Annotated in this window: 19 protein-coding genes and 1 pseudogene; 8 read left to right on the top strand and 12 right to left on the bottom strand. The window is 71.4% G+C overall.

The window, feature by feature from the left end; translation table 11 throughout:
* The first annotated feature begins 37 nt into the window (after positions 1–37).
* The 5 genes from VSH64_RS08765 to VSH64_RS08745 all read left to right on the top strand — a co-directional run bounded on the left by VSH64_RS08765 (position 38) and on the right by VSH64_RS08745 (position 4841).
* Positions 38–1039, top strand: a complete 1002-nt coding sequence (locus VSH64_RS08765; RefSeq protein ID WP_326835007.1) for an AraC-like ligand-binding domain-containing protein — start codon at positions 38–40, stop codon at positions 1037–1039.
* A 99-nt stretch (positions 1040–1138) separates the two neighbouring features.
* Positions 1139–2071: an AraC family transcriptional regulator gene (locus VSH64_RS08760; protein ID WP_326835006.1), complete on the top strand. Its 933-nt coding sequence runs from the start codon at positions 1139–1141 to the stop codon at positions 2069–2071.
* Between the two features lie 189 nt (positions 2072–2260).
* Complete coding sequence (locus tag VSH64_RS08755) at positions 2261–2617, top strand: peptidase inhibitor family I36 protein (protein ID WP_326835005.1); 357 nt, start codon at positions 2261–2263, stop codon at positions 2615–2617.
* 91 nt (positions 2618–2708) lie between these two features.
* Positions 2709–3791, top strand: coding sequence for a hypothetical protein (locus tag VSH64_RS08750; RefSeq protein WP_326835004.1), 1083 nt, complete (start codon positions 2709–2711; stop codon positions 3789–3791).
* Positions 3792–4112: 321 nt separating this feature from the next.
* Positions 4113–4841, top strand: a complete 729-nt coding sequence (locus VSH64_RS08745) for an alpha/beta hydrolase (protein ID WP_326835003.1) — start codon at positions 4113–4115, stop codon at positions 4839–4841.
* Here VSH64_RS08745 and VSH64_RS48470 read toward each other — a convergent pair.
* On the bottom strand, positions 4831–4911 hold the full coding sequence (locus VSH64_RS48470; protein WP_407655679.1) for a helix-turn-helix domain-containing protein: 81 nt from the start codon (positions 4909–4911) through the stop codon (positions 4831–4833). The two genes, VSH64_RS08745 and VSH64_RS48470, sit on opposite strands and share 11 nt — an antisense overlap.
* A 160-nt stretch (positions 4912–5071) precedes the next feature.
* Positions 5072–6733 carry a SulP family inorganic anion transporter gene (locus tag VSH64_RS08740; RefSeq protein ID WP_326835002.1) on the bottom strand — a complete coding sequence of 554 codons (1662 nt, stop codon included), beginning with the start codon at positions 6731–6733 and terminating at the stop codon, positions 5072–5074.
* 145 nt (positions 6734–6878) lie between these two features.
* Between VSH64_RS08740 and VSH64_RS08735 the strand changes: the two genes are divergently transcribed.
* On the top strand, positions 6879–7214 hold the full coding sequence (locus VSH64_RS08735) for a PLDc N-terminal domain-containing protein (RefSeq protein WP_326835001.1): 336 nt from the start codon (positions 6879–6881) through the stop codon (positions 7212–7214).
* A 233-nt stretch (positions 7215–7447) separates the two neighbouring features.
* On the opposite strand, the gene VSH64_RS08730 is transcribed toward VSH64_RS08735, so the two are convergent.
* From VSH64_RS08730 to VSH64_RS08705, 6 genes are all read right to left on the bottom strand, one after another.
* Complete coding sequence (locus tag VSH64_RS08730; protein ID WP_326835000.1) at positions 7448–7954, bottom strand: universal stress protein; 507 nt, start codon at positions 7952–7954, stop codon at positions 7448–7450.
* 73 nt (positions 7955–8027) lie between these two features.
* Complete coding sequence (locus VSH64_RS08725) at positions 8028–8564, bottom strand: flavodoxin domain-containing protein (RefSeq protein ID WP_326834999.1); 537 nt, start codon at positions 8562–8564, stop codon at positions 8028–8030.
* Between the two features lie 255 nt (positions 8565–8819).
* The gene (locus tag VSH64_RS08720; RefSeq protein ID WP_326834998.1) at positions 8820–9341 is read right to left on the bottom strand and encodes a flavodoxin family protein; all 522 of its coding nucleotides are present in this window, start codon (positions 9339–9341) and stop codon (positions 8820–8822) included.
* 43 nt (positions 9342–9384) lie between these two features.
* Entirely contained in the window at positions 9385–9984 is a 600-nt protein-coding gene (locus VSH64_RS08715; protein ID WP_326834997.1) for an Rv1733c family protein, read from the bottom strand.
* Between the two features lie 342 nt (positions 9985–10326).
* Positions 10327–11313, bottom strand: coding sequence for an Acg family FMN-binding oxidoreductase (locus tag VSH64_RS08710; protein ID WP_326834996.1), 987 nt, complete (start codon positions 11311–11313; stop codon positions 10327–10329).
* Positions 11310–12332: an Acg family FMN-binding oxidoreductase gene (locus tag VSH64_RS08705; RefSeq protein WP_326834995.1), complete on the bottom strand. Its 1023-nt coding sequence runs from the start codon at positions 12330–12332 to the stop codon at positions 11310–11312. The genes VSH64_RS08710 and VSH64_RS08705 overlap by 4 nt, the downstream gene beginning before the upstream one ends.
* A 164-nt stretch (positions 12333–12496) precedes the next feature.
* Here VSH64_RS08705 and VSH64_RS08700 point away from each other — a divergent pair, with 164 nt between their 5' ends.
* Positions 12497–12973 (top strand): universal stress protein, encoded by a 477-nt coding sequence (locus tag VSH64_RS08700; RefSeq protein WP_326834994.1) that lies wholly within the window; start codon positions 12497–12499, stop codon positions 12971–12973.
* A 1-nt stretch (position 12974) separates the two neighbouring features.
* On the opposite strand, the gene VSH64_RS08695 is transcribed toward VSH64_RS08700, so the two are convergent.
* Complete coding sequence (locus tag VSH64_RS08695; RefSeq protein ID WP_326834993.1) at positions 12975–14699, bottom strand: sensor histidine kinase; 1725 nt, start codon at positions 14697–14699, stop codon at positions 12975–12977.
* A 134-nt stretch (positions 14700–14833) separates the two neighbouring features.
* Here VSH64_RS08695 and VSH64_RS08690 point away from each other — a divergent pair, with 134 nt between their 5' ends.
* Positions 14834–15811, top strand: coding sequence for an Acg family FMN-binding oxidoreductase (locus tag VSH64_RS08690; RefSeq protein ID WP_326834992.1), 978 nt, complete (start codon positions 14834–14836; stop codon positions 15809–15811).
* Positions 15812–15856: 45 nt separating this feature from the next.
* On the opposite strand, the gene VSH64_RS08685 is transcribed toward VSH64_RS08690, so the two are convergent.
* The 3 genes and pseudogenes from VSH64_RS08685 to VSH64_RS08675 form a co-directional block, all read right to left on the bottom strand.
* On the bottom strand, positions 15857–16498 hold the full coding sequence (locus VSH64_RS08685; protein ID WP_326834991.1) for a response regulator transcription factor: 642 nt from the start codon (positions 16496–16498) through the stop codon (positions 15857–15859).
* Positions 16499–16570: 72 nt separating this feature from the next.
* Positions 16571–18316 (bottom strand): GAF domain-containing protein, encoded by a 1746-nt coding sequence (locus VSH64_RS08680; RefSeq protein ID WP_326834990.1) that lies wholly within the window; start codon positions 18314–18316, stop codon positions 16571–16573.
* Between the two features lie 77 nt (positions 18317–18393).
* Positions 18394–18588: pseudogene (locus VSH64_RS08675) on the bottom strand (hypothetical protein); the annotation flags it as partial.
* Positions 18589–18619: the final 31 nt, after the last annotated feature.

Below are 18619 nucleotides of genomic sequence, written 5' to 3'. Positions count from 1 at the left end.
GGTCGTCGCGAGCGAAGATCGCGCCACTCGGAAGGGCATGAAGAGCGTGCAGCAGCCTACGTCGCGGTGGTCGACGAACGACGTCGCGGCACCTGACGCGTTCGCGTATTGGTCCGAGGTGATCTGCACCACGCTCGTCCACGTGGCGGCGCGCGCGACCGGCCCGACACCGTTTTCCGGGCGGATCGACCACACCGCTCTCGACGGGATCGGCCTCTCCACCGTCGCCTCCGGACCACAGCAGGTGGCGCGCACGCGGCGACGCATCGCGCTCGACCCGGAGGAGTACCTGCTCTTCAACATCCAAACCGGCGGGCGCTGCTCCGCCGCTCAGGACGGCCGGTCGGTCGCGCTCCTCCCGGGCTCGATGACGGTGCTGGACAGCACGCGTCCGTACACGATGGAATTCCCGGGCTCATTCTCCCAGGTGATCGTCCGCTTACCACGAACACTCGGGTCCGGTGAACCCGGCGCCGGTGCGACCGCGACCGAGCTCACGGCCCGGGGCCCAGGACGTCTCGTCGCCGGCTTCCTCGTCGGCCTCGCCCGGGAAGAGCCCGGCACCGCGGCCCTGCTGCCGCACGCCGCGGCCATGCTCGAATCGGTCCTGGACCGGGCAGCCGGCGACGCGTCCGAACCCACCTCGACAGCGCTCACCAAGGAACGCATCCGCCGCTTCGTCCTGCGGCACCTCCATGATCCGGCGCTGGACGCCGCGACCGCGGCAGGCAGCTGCAACCTGTCCCCCCGGTCGCTCTTCCGCGCGTTCGCCGACGGCGACGAGTCGTTCACCACGATGGTCCGGCGGCTGCGGGTCGCCCGCGCTCGACACCTCCTTCGAACCAGGCCGGATCTCTCGCTGGCAGCGGTCGCCGCGCAGTCCGGGTTCGGGGGAACCGCGCAGCTGCACCGGGCCTTCCGCACGAACGTCGGCATCACCCCGGCGACGTATCGTGACGGCGCTGCCGACGGTGGCACAGGATGTCGCACACCCGGGCACATCTCGTCACTTCCGGCCCGCCCGCGCCACTCACGCTGAGGTCACGGGCAGCAAGCCCGGACAATCGAACGGCTGAGCCGGTCCGCCGCCTGCCCTGGTGCGCAGTCGACACCGGTATCGATCACGACGGGCCTGACCATGGAACCCACCAGAATCACCTCGGTCACTGATTACCACCAGGTGCTCAGCGATTCCTTCGGAACCGTAACGAGCGACACCATTTCCGAAAAACTTTCGGCAGGGGAAATCAGTTCACACCACCTCGGCCACGACGTCTCACTGGTCGAGTCCAGATCCCACGACACGGGCTCACCGAACCTCGCCGCCTTCCGAGCCAAGGCGTCGTCGAGCGGCCTCGTGTTCTTCACCGTGATCACCGCCGGCCGGGCATTGTTCCGGCAGCACGACCGCGTCGCGGAGGTAGCCACGGGCGAAGGCGTGCTCTGCGAAGCACAGCAAGACTGGGAAGTGCGTTTCCCCCTGGGAAAATGCAGCCTCACCTTGGCAATGCCGAGCGACCTGCTGGCCGCCCGCTCGTCGGTCGTCAGTGAGCGCTGCACCCGCGCGATGAACTCGGGCCAACCCTCCACCGGTTTGCTGACCAGGTACCTGACGCACCTGTACGAGCTGGCGGGCGGGCTGTCGATCGACCAGCGGGCGGACGCCGGTGTGATCGCCAGGGACCTTCTCGCCATGACGCTGCGCGGCCTCACCGTCGCCCCCGAGTCGGCCGGCCCGGACGTGACCCTCGCCATGCTGCGCACCTACATTCACCGACACCTCGCCGACAGCCGGCTGACCGTGGCCGACCTGGCCCGGCTGCACCAGCTCTCCCCTCGGTACGTGCACAAGTTGTTCGATCGGATCGAAACCACGCCCGCCGCCTACATTCGCGAGCACCGTGCCCTGGCTGCCCGCGCGATCCTGTCGGATCGTGCGTACGACCACTGGGACATCACCGAGGTTGCCGCAGCCGCCGGCTTCGCCGAACTCCGCACGATGGAACGCGTCTTTCGCACCCGATTCGGCCTGACGCCGACCCAGTGGCGTCATTTTTCATCGACGACCTGATCCGCACGGGCGACAGACAATTTCTGCACCACCTACACGATCGAACATTACTCATGGCCACTTCATGCATTTTCGGACGGTATTCACGAGCCTTCCGCTGACATCGTCCGAGCAAACGGGGTACAACTTGATCACGCAGTCAGCACTGCGGAAGCCCTTTTCCCGATAACCTCGGAAGGAATCCAGCTCATGCGCCGTTTGGCCATCCTGGCGATCGCAGTATCCGCTCTGTCCGTTGCCATTCCCGCAGCTTCGGCCAGCGCCGCACCCGCCGGCGGATTCGTCGAAGTCTTCCTCGACGCGAATTTCTCCGGCCAGGGCGCCCTCATCGGCGACGGCCAAGCCATGCCCGACTTCGGCAAGTTCGTGGGATCCACCACCAGCTTCCAGGACAAGGTCTCCTCGATCATCAACGAATCCGACCACGACTACTGCTTCTTCGTGGACAACAACTTCAGGGGAATCAGTCTTCCTGAGCCGGCGCACACCCGTGAAGGGTCCATCGGCGCCTTCAACGACAAGCTCTCGTCCGCGCGGATCTGCTGACCGCGGTCATCTGAGTGAAGCGGGTGGCCGGCTGCGATCGGTCACCCGCTTCGAGATTCGAAACCTTTCCCAGCCCAGGTGAGTGAAGGTCATGTCCCGCGGAGAGCTCAGAAAAATCGTTTGCGGAGCAGGAATATTCGCCATGGTGAGTGCGTGCGGCGCTCCGCACGGCTCGGCCTCCACCGGCCCCGGCTCGTCGAGCATCGCCTCGCTCACCTCGACGTTGCGGGAGCTTCTTCCCACCGGCCAGGCTGTTGCCGCCGCGACCTCCGCCGCGAAGGGGAACACGCGCGGTGATCCGGCGAAATCGGCCGGGCTGATTTTCGACGACGGACGCGGCCCCGCTTTTTTCTCGCTCACCCTGGCCCGGTCGGCTGTTCGGCCGTCCGACTTGTCGGCCCAGTGCCCCGACACCGCCTACCACCCCTACAGCAAGTGCTCGAGCCGAATCCTGGCCGGCGGCACGCGGCTGACTCTCGACGAGCAACCCGCCGACCAGGCGCGGCCAGGGAACGGCGTGCTCGGTCGCACCGCGCTGGTGACCACTGCCGACGGGAACCAGATCTTTCTCATCGAGACCAACGCGCCCGACGACCAGGCTGACAGACCGACGCGTCCGGCACTTCCGCTCTCTTCCACGGCACTCGCGGGCATCGTCACCTCGTCGCGCTGGGCGCCGTTCCTGGCAACGATCCCCGCCCGCGCACCGGTCGGTTCCCCGCCGCTCGGCGAACGTCCCACCACCCCCCACGACAAGATAACCACGCTGTTGTCGGGTTTGCTGCCCCCTCGGCTCCGGATCGACGATGCCGGCGGCTCCGACGATTTCGGGCACGTGACCGTCGACGACGGTCAGGGGAAGAGCCTCGTCGCCGTGAACGTCCAGCACTGGCGAAGGGACGACGCCGACATCGCCCGGGTCTTCGCCGAAGCAGAGGTTCTCCTCGACGGCACCCGCCTCCTCGAAACTCGATCGCCCTCACCACACGGCGGCGCCGGCGCGGTGACTTGGAGTGCGGACACCCTCGATCCGACCGGGCTGCGAGTGCTGGTCGTGGCGGTCAACGCACCCGGGTACGGCGTTCCCGCGACCCGGCGGGATCCGGCGTTGACCGTGGCCCAGTTGAAGGCGACGGCTCTCGCCCCCGCCTGGCACCACCTGCCCGACCGGTGAACGCGCGGGCTCGGACGGAAGACGTTGCCTTCGCTCCTTCATCTCGACCGCGCTCGGCCGATCCCCGGGACGGCCACCGACCGCCGCAGGAGTCGGGCCCGAGCGCGGCACGACGACTTTCGCGCCGACGGCGGCATTACTTGCCTGCGGTGACCATCGTGTAGCCCCCCGTGCGTTCCCGGGAAGTATTCGTCGCGCGCGCTTTGCCGATCGGCGATGACCGTAGTTTCCTGCGGTGGGTTCTGCGCATGTCGGCAGAACACTGACCGACGCGGCGGCAGAAGCCATCGACATCCGAAGATGTTCCCGAAAGAAGGCCCCATGACCATACCCACGCTGGTTCTCGTCCCCGGCGCGTGGCACCAGCCGGCCACGTTCGATCGACTGCGCAACGAACTCGGCGCCCTCAGCTACGCAACTCGTGGCGTGAAGCTCCCGACCACCGGCCCGCGCCCCTGCGGCGACCTCTTCGCCGACGCCGCAGCCATCCGCGACGCAGTGCACGCCGTCACCGGCCCGGTCGTCGTGGTGGCCCACTCCTACGGCGGCCTGCCCGCCACCCAGGCGCTGCACGACGTCGAGCACGTCGTTTACCTCGCCGCTTATGTGCCGGACCTCGGAGATTCCCTGTACACACTGCACGGCGCACCGAACCCGGAGAGCGCCGAAGGTCTGTTCCCGACCAGCGCGGACCCGCGCGATCAGCTCTACCACGACCTCCCCGAAGCCGAGGCGGACCGGGCCGTCCGGGCTCTCGTGGATCAACTCCACCGCCCCTTCGCCGACCGCGTGACCCACGCGGCCTGGCAGCACGTCCCCTCGAGCTACGTCATCACCGAACAAGACCGCTCGCTGCCCGCCGAACTGCAAGCACGCATGGCGACCCGGACGAACGCCGTGCACCGCATCGCGTCCGGCCATTCCCCCACCTGTCACGCCCGGTGGAACTCGCCGCGTTGCTGCACCGGATCATCGGATCCTGAACGTCGACGGACGTCCACAGCCGCACTCGGCGCGAGCAGCCCGAATCACGAGAGTACTAGACCGTAGTCTTGGTGACCTCGGCCGAATCGGCAATATCTTCCATCGTCGTGGCATGATAACCGCGCTCGCGGAACATTTCCGCGGTATGCCGCAGAACGTCGGCCTTTCAACGCACATTGAGGTAGTTTCGGGCGGTGGCATCGTTGTCGTCCGAGGAACCGCCGGTGTTCATCCTGTTGCTGGCTCGTATTCACCCGACGCCGAGGACGAGGCGACCGTGCGCCGGCCGGAAGGCGTCACCGCGGAGCCCAGGCGTGGTAGGCGGCGACGGCAGTGGGCAGGGTCGGGAAGATACAGTCCTCCCCCACCTTCTCGACGATGCCGGCGGCTTCGAGGTCGGTGCGCAGGTCCTGCTTCACCCGTGCGAGGGCGAACACGACGCCGCGGGCGGTGAGTTCCTCCCGCAGCCGGTCGAGGGCGTCGGCGGCGGTGACGTCGAGTTCGACGTTCGCTTCGGTGTTGAGCACGAACCAGCGCACCGGGCCCGAGGCCGCGGCGAGCGCGCGCCGGTGGAAGTTCTCGGCGTTGGCGAAGCACAACGGGGCGTCGTAGCGGTAGACGACGAGGCCCGGTTCCACCGTCGCGTCCGGGTAGTCGTCGATGTCGTGCATGCCGGCGAGGCCGGGTACGACGCCTAGGATCCCGTCGTGCGGGCGGGCGATGCGGCGTAGCAGGTCCAAGATGGACAGTCCGACGGCGGCCAGCACACCGTAGATCACGCCGAGTCCCAGCACTCCGGCGGTGGTGAGCAGCGCGAGCAGCAGCTCGCTGCGCCGGAACCGCCCGTAGCGGCGGAACTCACGCAGGTCGATAAGATACGTGGTCGCGAAGATCACGAGGGCGCCCAGCGCGGCTTTGGGGAAGTGGGCCAGCAGCGGCCGGGCGAACGCGACGACGAGAACCACGGTGCCGAGCGCGACGAGTGAGAAGACCTGGGTCCGGCTGCCCGCCGCCACCCCCAGCGCGGTCCTGCTGCCGCTGCTGCTCACCGGGAAGCCGTGGAGGAGCCCCGACGACACGTTCGCGACCGCGAGGGCCCGCAGCTCCTGGTCCGCGCCGATCTCTTCGTCCCGCCCGGCCGCGAAGGCGCGGGCGGTGAGCACGTTGTCCGAGAACCCGACCAGAGCGATGCCGAGCGCGGGCAGGACGAGCTGCCCGACTTCGGCCGCGGAAAAGCCCGACACCGGGGGCGGCAACCCGGCGGGCAGTGTGCCGACCTCCTCGACCCCCGGGATCCCGATCACCGCCACCACCGCCGTGGCCCCCGCGATCGCCACGAGCGGCCCCGGCAGCCACGGCACGAGCCGCTGGAGAAGCACGAGCACGAGGAGCACGGCGGCCGCCACCGCGATGGTGGGCCAGTGGGCATCGGTCGCCCCGGCCGCGAACGCCGACACGTCGGTGAGGAAGTCGTCGCCGTCCACGCGGACACCGGTGACGTTGCCGAGCTGGCCGGCCACCATGAGCACCGCGATGCCCGCCATGTAGCCGGTGAGCACCGGCTTCGACAACAGCTCCGCCAGCACCCCCAGCCGCGTGAGACCGGCCAGCAGACAGAGCCCGCCGACGAGCACCGCCAGCACCGCCGCCAGCGTCGCGTAGTGGCCGGGGTCCCCCACGGCGAACGGCGCCAGCACGGCGGCCGTCATCAGCGCGGTCGTCGACTCGGGTCCCACCGACAGCCTGCTGGACGTGCCGAACAAGGCGTACACCGCGAGCGGGCCGACGGCCGCCCACAGCCCCGTGACCGGAGGCAGGTGAGCGACCTCGGCGTACGCCATCACCTGCGGCACGAGGTACGCCGCGACAGTGACGCCGGCGATGACGTCCCCGCGCAGCCACGCGCGCCGGTAGCCACGCAACCGCGCCAGGCCCGGCAGGACCGTGGACACTTTCACCCGACCGAGAGTGCTCGCCACCGGTTCCCGGGTCTGCGGGCGGAAGTCACCGACGCCCCGGGACTTCCGGCCACTGGCCGAACGTCCCCGCGGTGGGGACCGAACGCCCTACCGCCGACGGCCCGCGACTGCGAGGCTGGGCCGCATGTCTGACGCGAAATCGCGGGCCGCGGTGAGCGAGCACCCCGACGGATCCTCGATGAGGCTCGCCGCGACCTCGTCCCGCGCTGACCCGCATCGGCGCCCGTGGAAGGATCTGCCACCCGGCCGGCGCGCGGCTGTGCTCGGTGCCGCCGTGATCCAGATCGGACTGGCGGCCGCGGCGTGGTGGGACCTCGCACGGCGGCCGGCCGGCGAGGTACGCGGCCCGAAGCCCCTGTGGGCGTGGGTGATCGCCGTGAACTTCGCCGGGCCGATCGCCTACTTCCGCTGGGGCCGAGACCGCCGGGACCGCCGCAGGGGCCGCTGCAGCCGAGTGTGACGCGAGCGGCGTGGGCTTTCGCACCGGTCACCCAGGCTTGGCGCGTGGTCGCCGGGTCCGTCCTGAGGTGGCAGCGCCGCCCGACGACCCCTTCGACCCACCGCCCGAGCGCTTGCCGAAACGGGACGACGGTACAGCGCTCGACCGTGCCGAAGGGGTGCCGAGGGCAACGCTCACCACGTCGGCCGCCGCCACCGTGCGGACCCGTCCGCGGCCGGGCCATCGCCCGCGGCTCACAACAGGGGGCCGAGCTGGTACGTCCTGGCCACGTCCGAGTCGGGCACCGGCCCCTGTTCTTCCGCCGTGCGCGCCGGAACGACCACCACCGGACACCGCGACTCACGCAGGCAGTGGGCGGACACCGAACCGACCAGCAGGCGCAGCAACCGGCCGTGCCCGTGGCTGCCCACCACGAGCATGGCCGCGTTCCGCGCGGCGCGCACGAGCGCCGGGCCGGGCGCGCCCTCGACGGCCTCGACTCTCACCGGCACGGGATCCGCGCCGTCGAGGACCTGGGCGACCGCCTGCTCGGCCCGCCACCGACAGCGGGCTTCCGCTTCGCCCTTCGCCCGGGTGGTCGCCCACTCCGGATCGGCCACCGGATCGACGGTCCAGGCGCGCAGGGCCACCACCTCACGGCCACTCACCCTCGCTTCCGACAGCGTCCAGCGCAGGGCCGCGGCGCCACCCGCCGAGCCGTCCACCCCCACGACGATGACATCAGAGCCCTCCGCGGTCATTTCTCCTCCTCTCCCTGCCGGACGGCCGCCATCCCCTCCTCCGCCGCATCGGCCCGCAAGCGCTACGACGCGGTCACCGGTCCTGCGGCTCGCGAGCGGAGACGGCGGCGAGCTCGCCCGCGATGGTCCGGGCCCACGCGCGGATCATCGGCCAGTCGCGGTTGTCGCCGTCGCGCACCCGCAAGGCCGTGACGACGGCCCGCTCGGGGAACCTCAGCCGCGCCCGGTCGATCCGGCCGCCGAACAGCCGGTGCTCGCGGGCGCCGGACGCGACGAGGAGATCGGAGACGTCCACCGGGTCTTCACCGGTTCGATCCGGCCGCCCCACCGGCCCGCTCGAGAACAGCCACACCGGAAGCCGCCTGAGCTGCTCGCGGTGCTCGTGCACGAGCCGCCGCGCGCTCTCCAGCCAATGCCCGAGGTAGACGGCGCTGCCGAGAACCACGGCGTCGTAGCCGTCGAGCGAGGCGACGTGTTCCGCGTCGACCACGTCGGCCACGGTCGACCCCGCACCGGTTTCCTCCAGCGCGGCCACGGCCACGACGGCGATCTGCTCGGCGATTTCCCTCGTGGCCCCGTGCCGGGTCGCCACCGCGACGAGGATCCTCATGACATCGCACCCCTTCGATCGAGACCACCCACGTTGCCGCCACCCGCCGTTGCGAGGGAGAGCCGGAAGTCCCCTGGCGTGAGGACGAAATCGGCCGCGATCGGCCCTCCCTCTCCCGGCCGGGCACCCGATCCCGATCCCCGGAGATCCACAGTGGACCAGGCAACCGTTTCGGCTACGGGATCGTGTCCGGCGCGACGATCACGCGGAGCACGACCTACCCGCGGCGCGACGGCAAGGGCCGCCGGCCCCCGGTCAGCTCCGGCCGGTTCGGGCCTGCCGCACGGCGGCGAGGTCCGCACCCCAGGCCGCGGCACGAGCCGGTTCCCCTTCGACGAGCCGCGTGTCACCACCGCTGACCTCGACGAAGAAGCTGGCAGGGGGAACGGCCGGTTCGTGGCCGAGGCGGCGCAACAGCTTCGCCGCCGCGTGGGCCGCCGAGCCGGTGAGCCACCTCGCTTTGGCGAGGCGCGTGTCGAAGACGGCTGTGTCGAGTCCCGGCGGCAGCACGTTGAGCGTGCCCAGCCACTCCCGGGCGCCGAGTTCGTGCGTTCGGGTCCCCGCCGGCGCCTGATCGGCCGCGGCCTCGCGGGTCGCCGGCCGGCTCAGGCCGTGCACATGGGTCGGCGCGCCCACGACGAGCAGGTCGTACCCGGTCAGGTCGTGCGGCGCGCGCTCGACCGGCACCACGTCCGCCGACCCCAGCCCGTCGGCCACCGCGCGCGCGAGCTCCTCGGTGGAACCGAACATCGACTCGTACACAATCAAGGTGCGCATCTCAGAATTCCCTTCACCGCTCGATCCGCACAAAGTCCGCCCGTCAGGAACGCGCTTTTTTCGCCAGCTCGGCGTACCACTCCTGCTGCCATTTCCCCGCGCGGCGACGATTGAGTGCGAACACCGCGATCGCGTACGCCAGCGCGAGGGCGACGCACGTCGCCAGGAACAGCCCGATCGCCGCGGCGACCGAATTGACGACGACCGCCGGGGCGCGCAGAGGTGGGCTCACCACGCCACCCGAGCGGTTCACCCAGATCGCCACGGTGTCGCCGCGGTGCATGCCTTCACCCGCCGAGACCTGTCCGGCGTGGAGGCGGCCGTCGGGGCCGAACCACTCGGCCGCGGTGGGTGCCGGGACGGCGCCTTCCCCACCACGACCTCCGGCGGTGGGGAGTGGCCCGTCGGCGAGCAGGGTCGCGGTCGCCTGCCGGTCTTCGGCGAGCTCGCGCACGGACTGCTGCTTCTGGACCGCGTAGACCTGGGAGCCCGCCGCGGCGGAGAACGGTATCGCGGCCAGCGCCAGAAGGATCGTCGTCAACGCCAGGGCGGCCTGCAGCCGGTCGGAGGTCCGCGCCACCGAATCGCGCCCCGGCGCGACGAGGCGCCACCACTTCAGCGCGCGGCTCGCCGACCCGTTCATGTCATGCGCCTCCCTGGACTCGGGGCGGGGTTTTCGCCTTCAGCATGGGCTGAGCACCGGCCCGGCCGAAGAGTCCTTGTGCCCGTCCGCCCGGGCCGCCGGACCCCGCCGCCCCGTCCGTCCCGGCGCTCGCCCGAGGACGAAAGACCCTTGGCCGGTCCCCGCGGACGCGGGACATCAGGGCGGTGACCTCCACGGCGCTTCTCACGGAGGCGGCGGTGCCCGTGACCGAAACCGGCGCGGGTGCGTTGCCCGTGGTCCAGCACGGGGTCCTGACCGGCACGGCGACGTTCCGGGACGTGCTGCGCGTCCTGCCCTCCACCGGCACTCCCGACCGGACGATCAGCGCGGCGAGGTGTCCGAAGCGGACTGAACGATCGTCACCTCGGCCACCGGGCGGCGTGCGGTCATCCGCACCGGCAGGCCATGACCCACGCGCACCAGGGTGTGCGGCTCCCCGATCTCCCGGAACAGCTCGAGCAGGGGCCCGCGGGTGCCCGGCGTTTCGAACGGCTGCGAGACGCAGGAGGTGGCCAGCCCGTCGGCGGTCGCGGTGAGCAGCACCCGCTGCAGAACGAGGCCGGCGCGGACATCGGCCGCCACACCGTGCTCACGGGTGAGCACGACCGCGAGGCACGGGTCCTGTTCGAACTGCCGCGTGGGGATGGCGGGATTCTGGTGCGAGGACCGCAGGGGAACCACAGCGGGCACGCCCGCGGGCGGCCCGAAAGCGACGGTCGGCACGCCGTCGGGGCTCTCCGGTGGCCGGCCGGTCCACCGCGCCGATTCGGCCCGGAACCGTTCGTCGGCGGCCTGGACCGCCTCCGCCTGCCGGGCGAGCGCGGTCACCCGCGCGTACCGGGAAGAACCGTCGAGGAACTCCAGCACGCCGCCCTCGGCCAGCGCCGCCGAGCGCAACCGGGCACGGCACGTCTCCGAGACCGGTTGTGCCGACAACGGCCGGCGGTTGGTGTGCCGGCGGAAAACCGCTTCGGCGAGCTGCCGGTCCGGCCGCGCTCGACCGGCGCCACCGTCGATGCGGATCACGGCGAGCAGGTCGGGTTCAGCCGGCTTCGCCAGCACGCGGACTTGGGCACCGAGCCCGTTGTCACGCAACACGAGAGCGAGGTTGTACACCGCCGCACCGCACGAAAGGCGCGCCTCGCGTGCGGCCGGATCGGCGACGGTGAGCACCCGCGAGCGATCCAGCCACACCTCGATACGCGGACCGGCGACGACGAAGCGCCACGGCTGGGTGTTGTGCGGGGAGGGCGCGCGAACCGCCGCGGCGAGCGCTTGGTCGACAGCCGACGGGAACGGAGCGGTCATCGGGGCCTCCTGGCCGGCCGGTCCTCTTCCGTGCGGAGCGGGGTGTCCCGCACCAGGTCGGTGATCGGGCGGCGGGGAGAGAGCGGCACCGTGGCGACCGGGTGGCCGAAGCGGAACAAGGCTTGCGGCAGGCCGGGCAGCCCGAGGCGTTCGGCGAGCAGCTCACGGGACCCGAGCAGGTGCAGCGGCTGGGTGAGGACCGAACCGGCCAGGCCTCGCGCGGTGGCTTCGAGCCAAGCCCGCTCGAAGGCGGCACCGGCGGCGAGGTGATCTCGCCGGCCGTCGCCGTCGGTGCAGAAGAAGAGAAGGCGCTCGCCCCCGAGCCGATCGGCCAGTCGCGCGTCGTCGGGTACCGGAGTGGCCGGGCGGACCAGCCCGGCCGCCGGCAACGAGTCGTCACCGAACGCCGCCTCGGGCACCCCGCTTTCAGCACCCCGGCCGTGCGCGCCGAACGAGTACGCCGTCCAGGCGTGCAGCTCCCGTTGGTACGCCCGATCGGCGCGGAAGACCCGCGTGGCAAAACCCAGCAGCCGGCCCAGCTCCCCGAGATTCCCGGGTACGGCCGGGCACACGCCGGGTTCGGCACCGGCGGCCGCCACCGCCGCGCTGTCCACATCGGACACCGGATCCGCGGCGAACCGCCTTCGGTGGCTGCGGCGGCGCCCGATGGCGTGGAACCGGACGAGTTCCGGCTCCGCGGGACTGGCACCCGGCACGGCGTGCACCGTGGCCACGACCGGGCCGTGGGCCGGGTAGTTCGTGCTGTCGCACCGGCGCAGCACCCGCGCAGCGAGCTGCAGGTGTGCCAGTGCCGCGCCGCACGACAGGGCGCGGTCTCGGAATTCCGGATCTTGTCGGGGCAGTTCGATGTCGGTGCGCTCGACGAGATCGGCGTTCGCGCCGCGGAAACGCAGGATCCACGGCTGGGTGTTGTGCACGGACGGGGCCCGACCCACCGCGCGAGCGAGCACCGTGATCTCGGACGGCGCGAGGGCCATCACCGACTGGCTGGTCGTCATTTCCACTCCTGCACCCGGAGACGAACACTCCGGCGCGTCCCATGCTCGTCAGGGCAGCTATCGGCCGCAGGGGCCCAAAGTCCCCGCCGAGGCGGCGGACGGCCCTAGCCGCGGCCGAGGGCCGCACCGAGGCTGGCGTGGTACCCGAAAGAAGGGCGAACGCGATGAGTTCCGCGCATCGGGCCCACGGCCGGCTGATCGTCGTCGGCTTCGACGGATCCCCCGCCGGTGACGCCGCGCTGCGCTGGGTGCTCGGCGTCGCCGTCCAGCCCGGTGATTCCGTGCACGCCGTGGTCGTGCGGCCCGTCCAGGTCTTCCTGCCCGGCACGTCGTTCGCGCTCCAGCCCCACGGCCATCGCCCCGCGGGCCGGTGCTCGCCGCGCGAGCACATCGCGGCCATCCGCGTCGAGTTCCCGGCCGAGGGAGAGGTGACCGTCTCCACCCCGCAAGGTGACCCTGCGACCGAATTGATCACCGCCTCGGCCGACGCCGATCTCCTCGTCGTCGGCGCCCGGGGGGCCGGGCGCACGCAGGAGTTCCTGCTGGGCAGCGTCTCGCGCGAATGCGTGCGCTACTCGCGGTGCCCCGTCGTGGTGGTCACACCCGAAGCCGCGCGGCGGCTCGCGCCCGCGACGACCTGACTCACGCGACAGGTGCGGCCCAGTCGAGCCGCACGCCCTCGCCGATCCGCGACTCGACGGTGAACGTGCCGCCCAGCGCTTCCGCACGATCACGCAGGTTGCCCAGGCCGCTCGGCTCGAGCTCGGCCGGCAAGCCGGCACCGTCGTCGATCACGGACACCTTGATCGCTCCGTCGCGCACCACCACCGAAACGGTGAGCGTCGCCGCGCCCGAGTGCCGCACGGTGTTGCTGACCGCCTCGCGCACCACGGCCTCGACGTGCTCGGCCAGGTGCGGTGGAACCGTGTCCAGCGGGCCGGACATGCTCACCGTCGGGTGCAGCGGCGCGTCGTCGGTGAGCTCGGCGATGGCATCGTGCAACCGGTTGCGCAGCCGCATCTCTCCCGCCACACCGCCGTGCAGGTCGAAGATGGCCGTGCGGATCTCGGACACGATCTCGTGCAGCTGGTCGATGCTGTCCTGCAGTCGACGCCGCACATCGGTGTCCTTCGCCCGGTGCTGGGTGCTCTTCATCGCCAGCCCGACCGCGAACAACCGCTGGATCACGTGGTCGTGCAGATCCCGGGCGATCCGGTCGCGGTCGGTCAGCACGTCCAGCTCGCGAGCCGCACGCTGCTGCGCCGCCAGCTGCAACGCCAGGGCGGCCTGGTCGGCGAAGGACGCCACCACCGGCAGCTGAGCGGTTTCGAACGCCGGCGCCCCGGGCTCCCGGAGCGTGATCAGCACCCCCGACGTCCGCTCGCCGGCCCGCAGCGGGACGACGAGCGCCGGCCCGTACCGGCGATCCGGTGCGAGCAGGAGCTCGGAAACCCGTCGAGGGGTGCGGTCCCGGAACACCGAACCGGGCACGGTGGCCTCGACCGCGATCCGCGTCCCGGTCAGCGCCTGTGCCGGATCGCCCGCGCACACGGTGACGGTGAGGTCCGCGGGCTCGGCATCTTCTTCCTCCGCGGTGTCGAGCTGTCCCGACCCGGGCAACGCCAGCATCGTGACGTCGGAGTTGGTCAGTTCCAGCGCCCGGCTCGCGATCAGGTCCAGCGCGTCGGCCGGGTCGGTGCCGCCCAGCAGTTCGGTCGTCACTTCGCCGGTCGCACCCAGCCACCGCTGCCGGATCCGCGTCTGTTCGTAGAGGTGCGCGTTCTCGATCGCGATCCCCGCCGCGGCCGCCAGAGCCTGCAGCACCACCTCGTCGTCGTCGGTGAACGCGTCCGCGCCCTTCTTCTCCGTGAGGTAGAGGTTGCCGAACACCTCCTCCCGAACCCGCACGGGCACGCCGAGGAACGAGTGCATCGGCGGGTGGTTCGCGGGAAACCCCACCGACGCCGGGTGCGACGAGATCTCCTCCAGCCGCAAGGGTTTCGCGTCGTCGATCACCAGGCCCAGCAGGCCGTGCCCCTCGGGCAGGTGACCGATCCGCTCGCGTGTCCCGGCATCGATGCCGAGGTAGACGAACTGCGCGAGCCCACCGTCGCCCAGCACGCCGAGCGCGCCGTAGCGCGCCTCGCCGAGGTCGACGGCGGCCTGCACGATCCGGCGCAGTGTGGTGTCCAGCTCGAGGCCGGACGCCACCGCCAGGACCGCGTCGAGGAGACCGTCCATCTTGTCGCGCGTGCCGAGCAGCACCTCGATGCGCTCCTGGAGGTCGCGCAGGGTCTCGCGCAGCTTGAGCTGCGCCAGGGTGCCGGACAGCCGCCGGCCGTCACCAGGGGGTGTCGTGGCTGTCATCGCGTCCTCCTCGCCGTCCGCGGCATCCCCGGAAGATGACTTTGGCCTCTGTGGTCCGCACCGCGAGGCGGGCAAGCTGGGCCGCGAACCACCCGCAGAATCCAGCGTGCCGCACCGCGCGGCTCAGGAGAACCATGAACCTCCACGTGGCCCCGGCCGGTCGGCTCGGCACGGAACAGGTGACCTCGGTGCTGCGCGCCGCCACCCTCGCGCCGTCCACGCACAACACCCAGCCGTGGCTCTTCGCCGCCGACCGCGACGAGATCGCGCTCTACGCCGATCTCGACCGCGTGCTGCCCATCGCCGACCAGGACCGCCGCGAACTCCTGCTTTCCTGTGGGGCCGCCCTGTTCAACCTGCGGACCGCGATCCGCGCCCTCGGAGTGCACCCGGCCACCACGCTGTTCCCGCGACGTGACGAGCCCGAGTTGCTCGCTGTGGTGCGGCCACGCACCACAGCACCGGCCGACCCCCGATCCGCGGCGCTGGCCCGGGCGATCCCCCGGCGGCACACCAACCGCGCGCCGTTCGCGGCGAAACCCGTCCCGGCGGGACTGCTCAGCCTGCTGCGCCACGCGGCGGAGGCCGAAGCCGCGTGGCTGCCACAGCTCGACGAGCACCAGCTCGCCACCCTGGACGAACTCGTCCGGGAAAGCCACCGCCTCCAGTCCGCCGACCTGGCGTTCGTCGCCGAGTGGCGACGGTGGACCGGCCGCGACGCCGCGAGCCGCGACGGTGTTCCGTTCACCGCCGCGGGCACCGCGGCCGATGACGACACGTGGGTGCTGCGCGACCTGGGCACCGGCACGGCCGCCACGGTGCCCCCGCTGGTCGTGGTGCTCGGCTCGTTCGACGACGCGCCCGCCGATCGATTGCGCGCGGGACAGGCGATGCAGCGGGTCCTGCTGACGGCGACCGGTCACGGCCTCGACGCCTCCTTCATCTCCCAGCCGGTCGAGGTCCCCGCGACCCGGGACCGGTTGCGCGCCCTACTGGGCGACGGCCTCTGGCCGCAGATCGTGCTGCGGTTCGGCTACGGCGAGCCCGGGGCGTGGACGCCCCGGCGGACGCTGGCCGACGTCCTGCTCGAGCGCCCGTCGCTGTCCGCCTGATCTCCGCCGTGCCTAGTCGCGGCCTAGTCGCGGCCTAGTCGCGGCCTAGTCGCGCGGAGCGTCCCGCAGCTCGGTGGCCAGCACGGCGGCCTGGGTCCGCCGTTCCATCCCGAGCTTGGCCAGGAGCCGGGACACGTAGTTCTTCACCGTTTTCTCCGCGAGGAACATCCGCTCGGCGATCTGCCGGTTGGTCAGCCCTTCGCCGATGAGATCGAGCAGTGTGCGTTCCTGCTCCGACAGCCGCGCGAGCGGACCCTTCTTCTCCGCGCTCGCCCTCAGCTTCGCCATCAACGCCGCCGCGGCGTGCGCGTCGAGCAGCGATTTGCCGGCCCCGACGTCGTGGACCGCGGACACGAGGTCGAGGCCCTTGATGTCCTTGATGACGTAACCGCTGGCCCCGGCCAGCACCGCGTCGAGCATCGCCTGCTCGTCGGTGTACGACGTCAGCATCAGGCACTTCAGCCCAGGCAGCTTCGAGAGCAGCTCCCGGGCCAGCTCGATGCCGTTGCCGTCGGGCAGCCGCACGTCGAGCACGGCCACATCCGGCCGCAGCGCGGGAACCCGGGCCAGTGCCTGGGACACGTCAGCGGCTTGCCCGACGACGGTCAGCCCTTCGTCGTCCTCCAGCAGCTCGGCGACTCCGCGCCGGACCACCTCGTGGTCGTCGACCAGGAAGACCCGAAGCATCGCGCCCTCCTCGAGCCTCGGGCACGGCGGCTCGCCGTGCGACGTTCAGCAGCGTACGACCCGAGGGCCCGGCTACGGCGAGGACCGAAGTCCCCGCACGCCCGCATTTGGTCCCTTCGACGCCGGCACCGACCACACCAGCCGGAGCCGGTCGGCCCCCGTCTCCACGGTCAAACTGCCGCCGCGATCGCGAGCTCGTTGTCGCAGCGCCAGTACTTCCGGCGCCGACGCCGGATCCGAAGCAAACACTCCCTCGCCGCCGACGACCGCGCTGAGCCCGGCCGGCTCCGCGGTGATCTCCACGGTGACCGCCGTGGCCCGCGTCCATCCCGCGACCAGCGACAGAGCCGCCCGCAGGAACGGAACCACGGCGTCCGCCGAGTAGCCGTCGAGCTTGCCGATGAACCGCGTCGCCGGCGCGAACCCCAGCGACGGGGCCACCTCCGCGAGCACGCGCAGCACCTCGTCGCGCACCGGCGCCGGCCGCAGCGGGGCCACGTCGTCGAGCCGGTACACGGTGGCCTGGACGTGGTTGATGACGTCGTCGATCTCGGCGATGGTCTCGTGCAACCGCGTCGTGACGACCGGTGACTTCGCGAGTCCCGCCGTCGTCTGCAACGACAAGCTCGCGGCGTACAAGCGCTGCATGATCTCCCCGTGCAGCTCGGCGGCGATGCGGTCCCGCTCGTCGTGCAGCGCGTTGCGCTGTTGCTCGGCGCGCGCGCCGGCGAGCTCGATCGCCACCGCGGCCTGGTCCGCGAAGCCGACCGCCATGTCCAGGTCGTCGGGGCCGAACGCGGGCCGGCCGCTGCGACGGGCGGCGGTCAACACCCCGGTGATCCGCCCGTGGCTGGTCAGCGGCACCGCGAGCACGGCGTCGACGTCCAAGGCCACGACGGGGGCGTGCTCGAGCCGATCGCGTTCTTCCGGCCACGAGCCGGTCCTCGCTTCCCCGCCGGCCAGCACGGTCCCGGAGATCGTGGCCTGCGCGGGCACCAGGACCCCGGTCAGGGCATCCGCGCCGTACCCGACCGCCCGGTCCACGCGCAGCCAGGCGGCGTCCCCCGTGGGCCGGACGATCGTGACCAGGTCGGCGTCCGCGAGTTCCCGCATGTGCGTGGCGACCAGGTCCAGCGGACTTTCGAACTCCGAGGACAAGAGCTCGCGGGCGATCGCCGCGGACGCGCGCAACCAGGCCTGCCGGTTGCGCGCGGTCTCGTAGAGCCGCGCGTTGTCGATCGCGCTGCCGGCCGCGGCGGCCAGCGCGAGCGCCAGTTGCTCGTCCTCGGAGGTGAACCGGCCGCGCTCTCCGTCGGTGAAATACAGGTTTCCGAAAACGCTTCCCCGCACGCGGATCGGCACACCCAGGAAACTCTCCATCGGCGGGTGGCCGGGTGGGAACCCGATCGAGCGCGGATCGTCCTGCAGCCGGGTGTGCCGGATCGGGCGTGGATCGTCGACGAGTGCGCCGAGCAGTCCTTTGCCTTCCGGCAGGTGCCCGATCCGCTCGACCGCGTCCGCCGCCATGCCGGCGTGCAGAAACTCCGTGAGGCGCCCGTCGGCACCGACCACGCCCAGCGCCGCGTACCGCGCCCCGATCACTTCCCTTGCGGCGTCGACGATCCGTCGCAACAACGCGGGCAGTGTGAGGTCACTGGTGATCATCTGGGTGGCACGCAGCAGGCCCCGCAACCGCCCCTGGGTGCCGATCACTTCCTGGGCGCGTTCGACCAACTGACCCAGCAACTGGTCCAGCTCCATCCGAGGCTGGTCGGGAAACGTCAGCCGACCGGCTTCGGCTTCGCCGTGCTCGCTCACCCCGGCTCCCGCTCCTCGAAAGCCCGCGTCGGACGAAACCGCGTTGCGGCCAGTCTTCTCACGCGCGCGCCGGGCAGTCAAGCCACCCGGTGCGGTTGGCCGCGGTTTCGTCCCGAACGAAGAGCCGAGGGACACCCCTTCTCGTCGAACACCCGTACCGGCCGGTACGACCGAAGCCGGGCTTCCGGCTCACGCTGGTGCTGCGGGTCTTCCTGTACCCGCACGAGCGGCACCCGGCGTGCGCGCCAAGTGCCACCGTGCGGCTTTCGTCCACAGTGGCCGCTCCGGTCCGGCCCCTCGGGG

The sequence above is a fragment of the Amycolatopsis rhabdoformis genome (genome assembly GCF_035918295.1).
Classification (GTDB): domain Bacteria; phylum Actinomycetota; class Actinomycetes; order Mycobacteriales; family Pseudonocardiaceae; genus Amycolatopsis; species Amycolatopsis rhabdoformis.
Note: the sequence above shows the minus strand (reverse complement) of the source record. Positions and strands in the feature narration are given on the sequence as shown.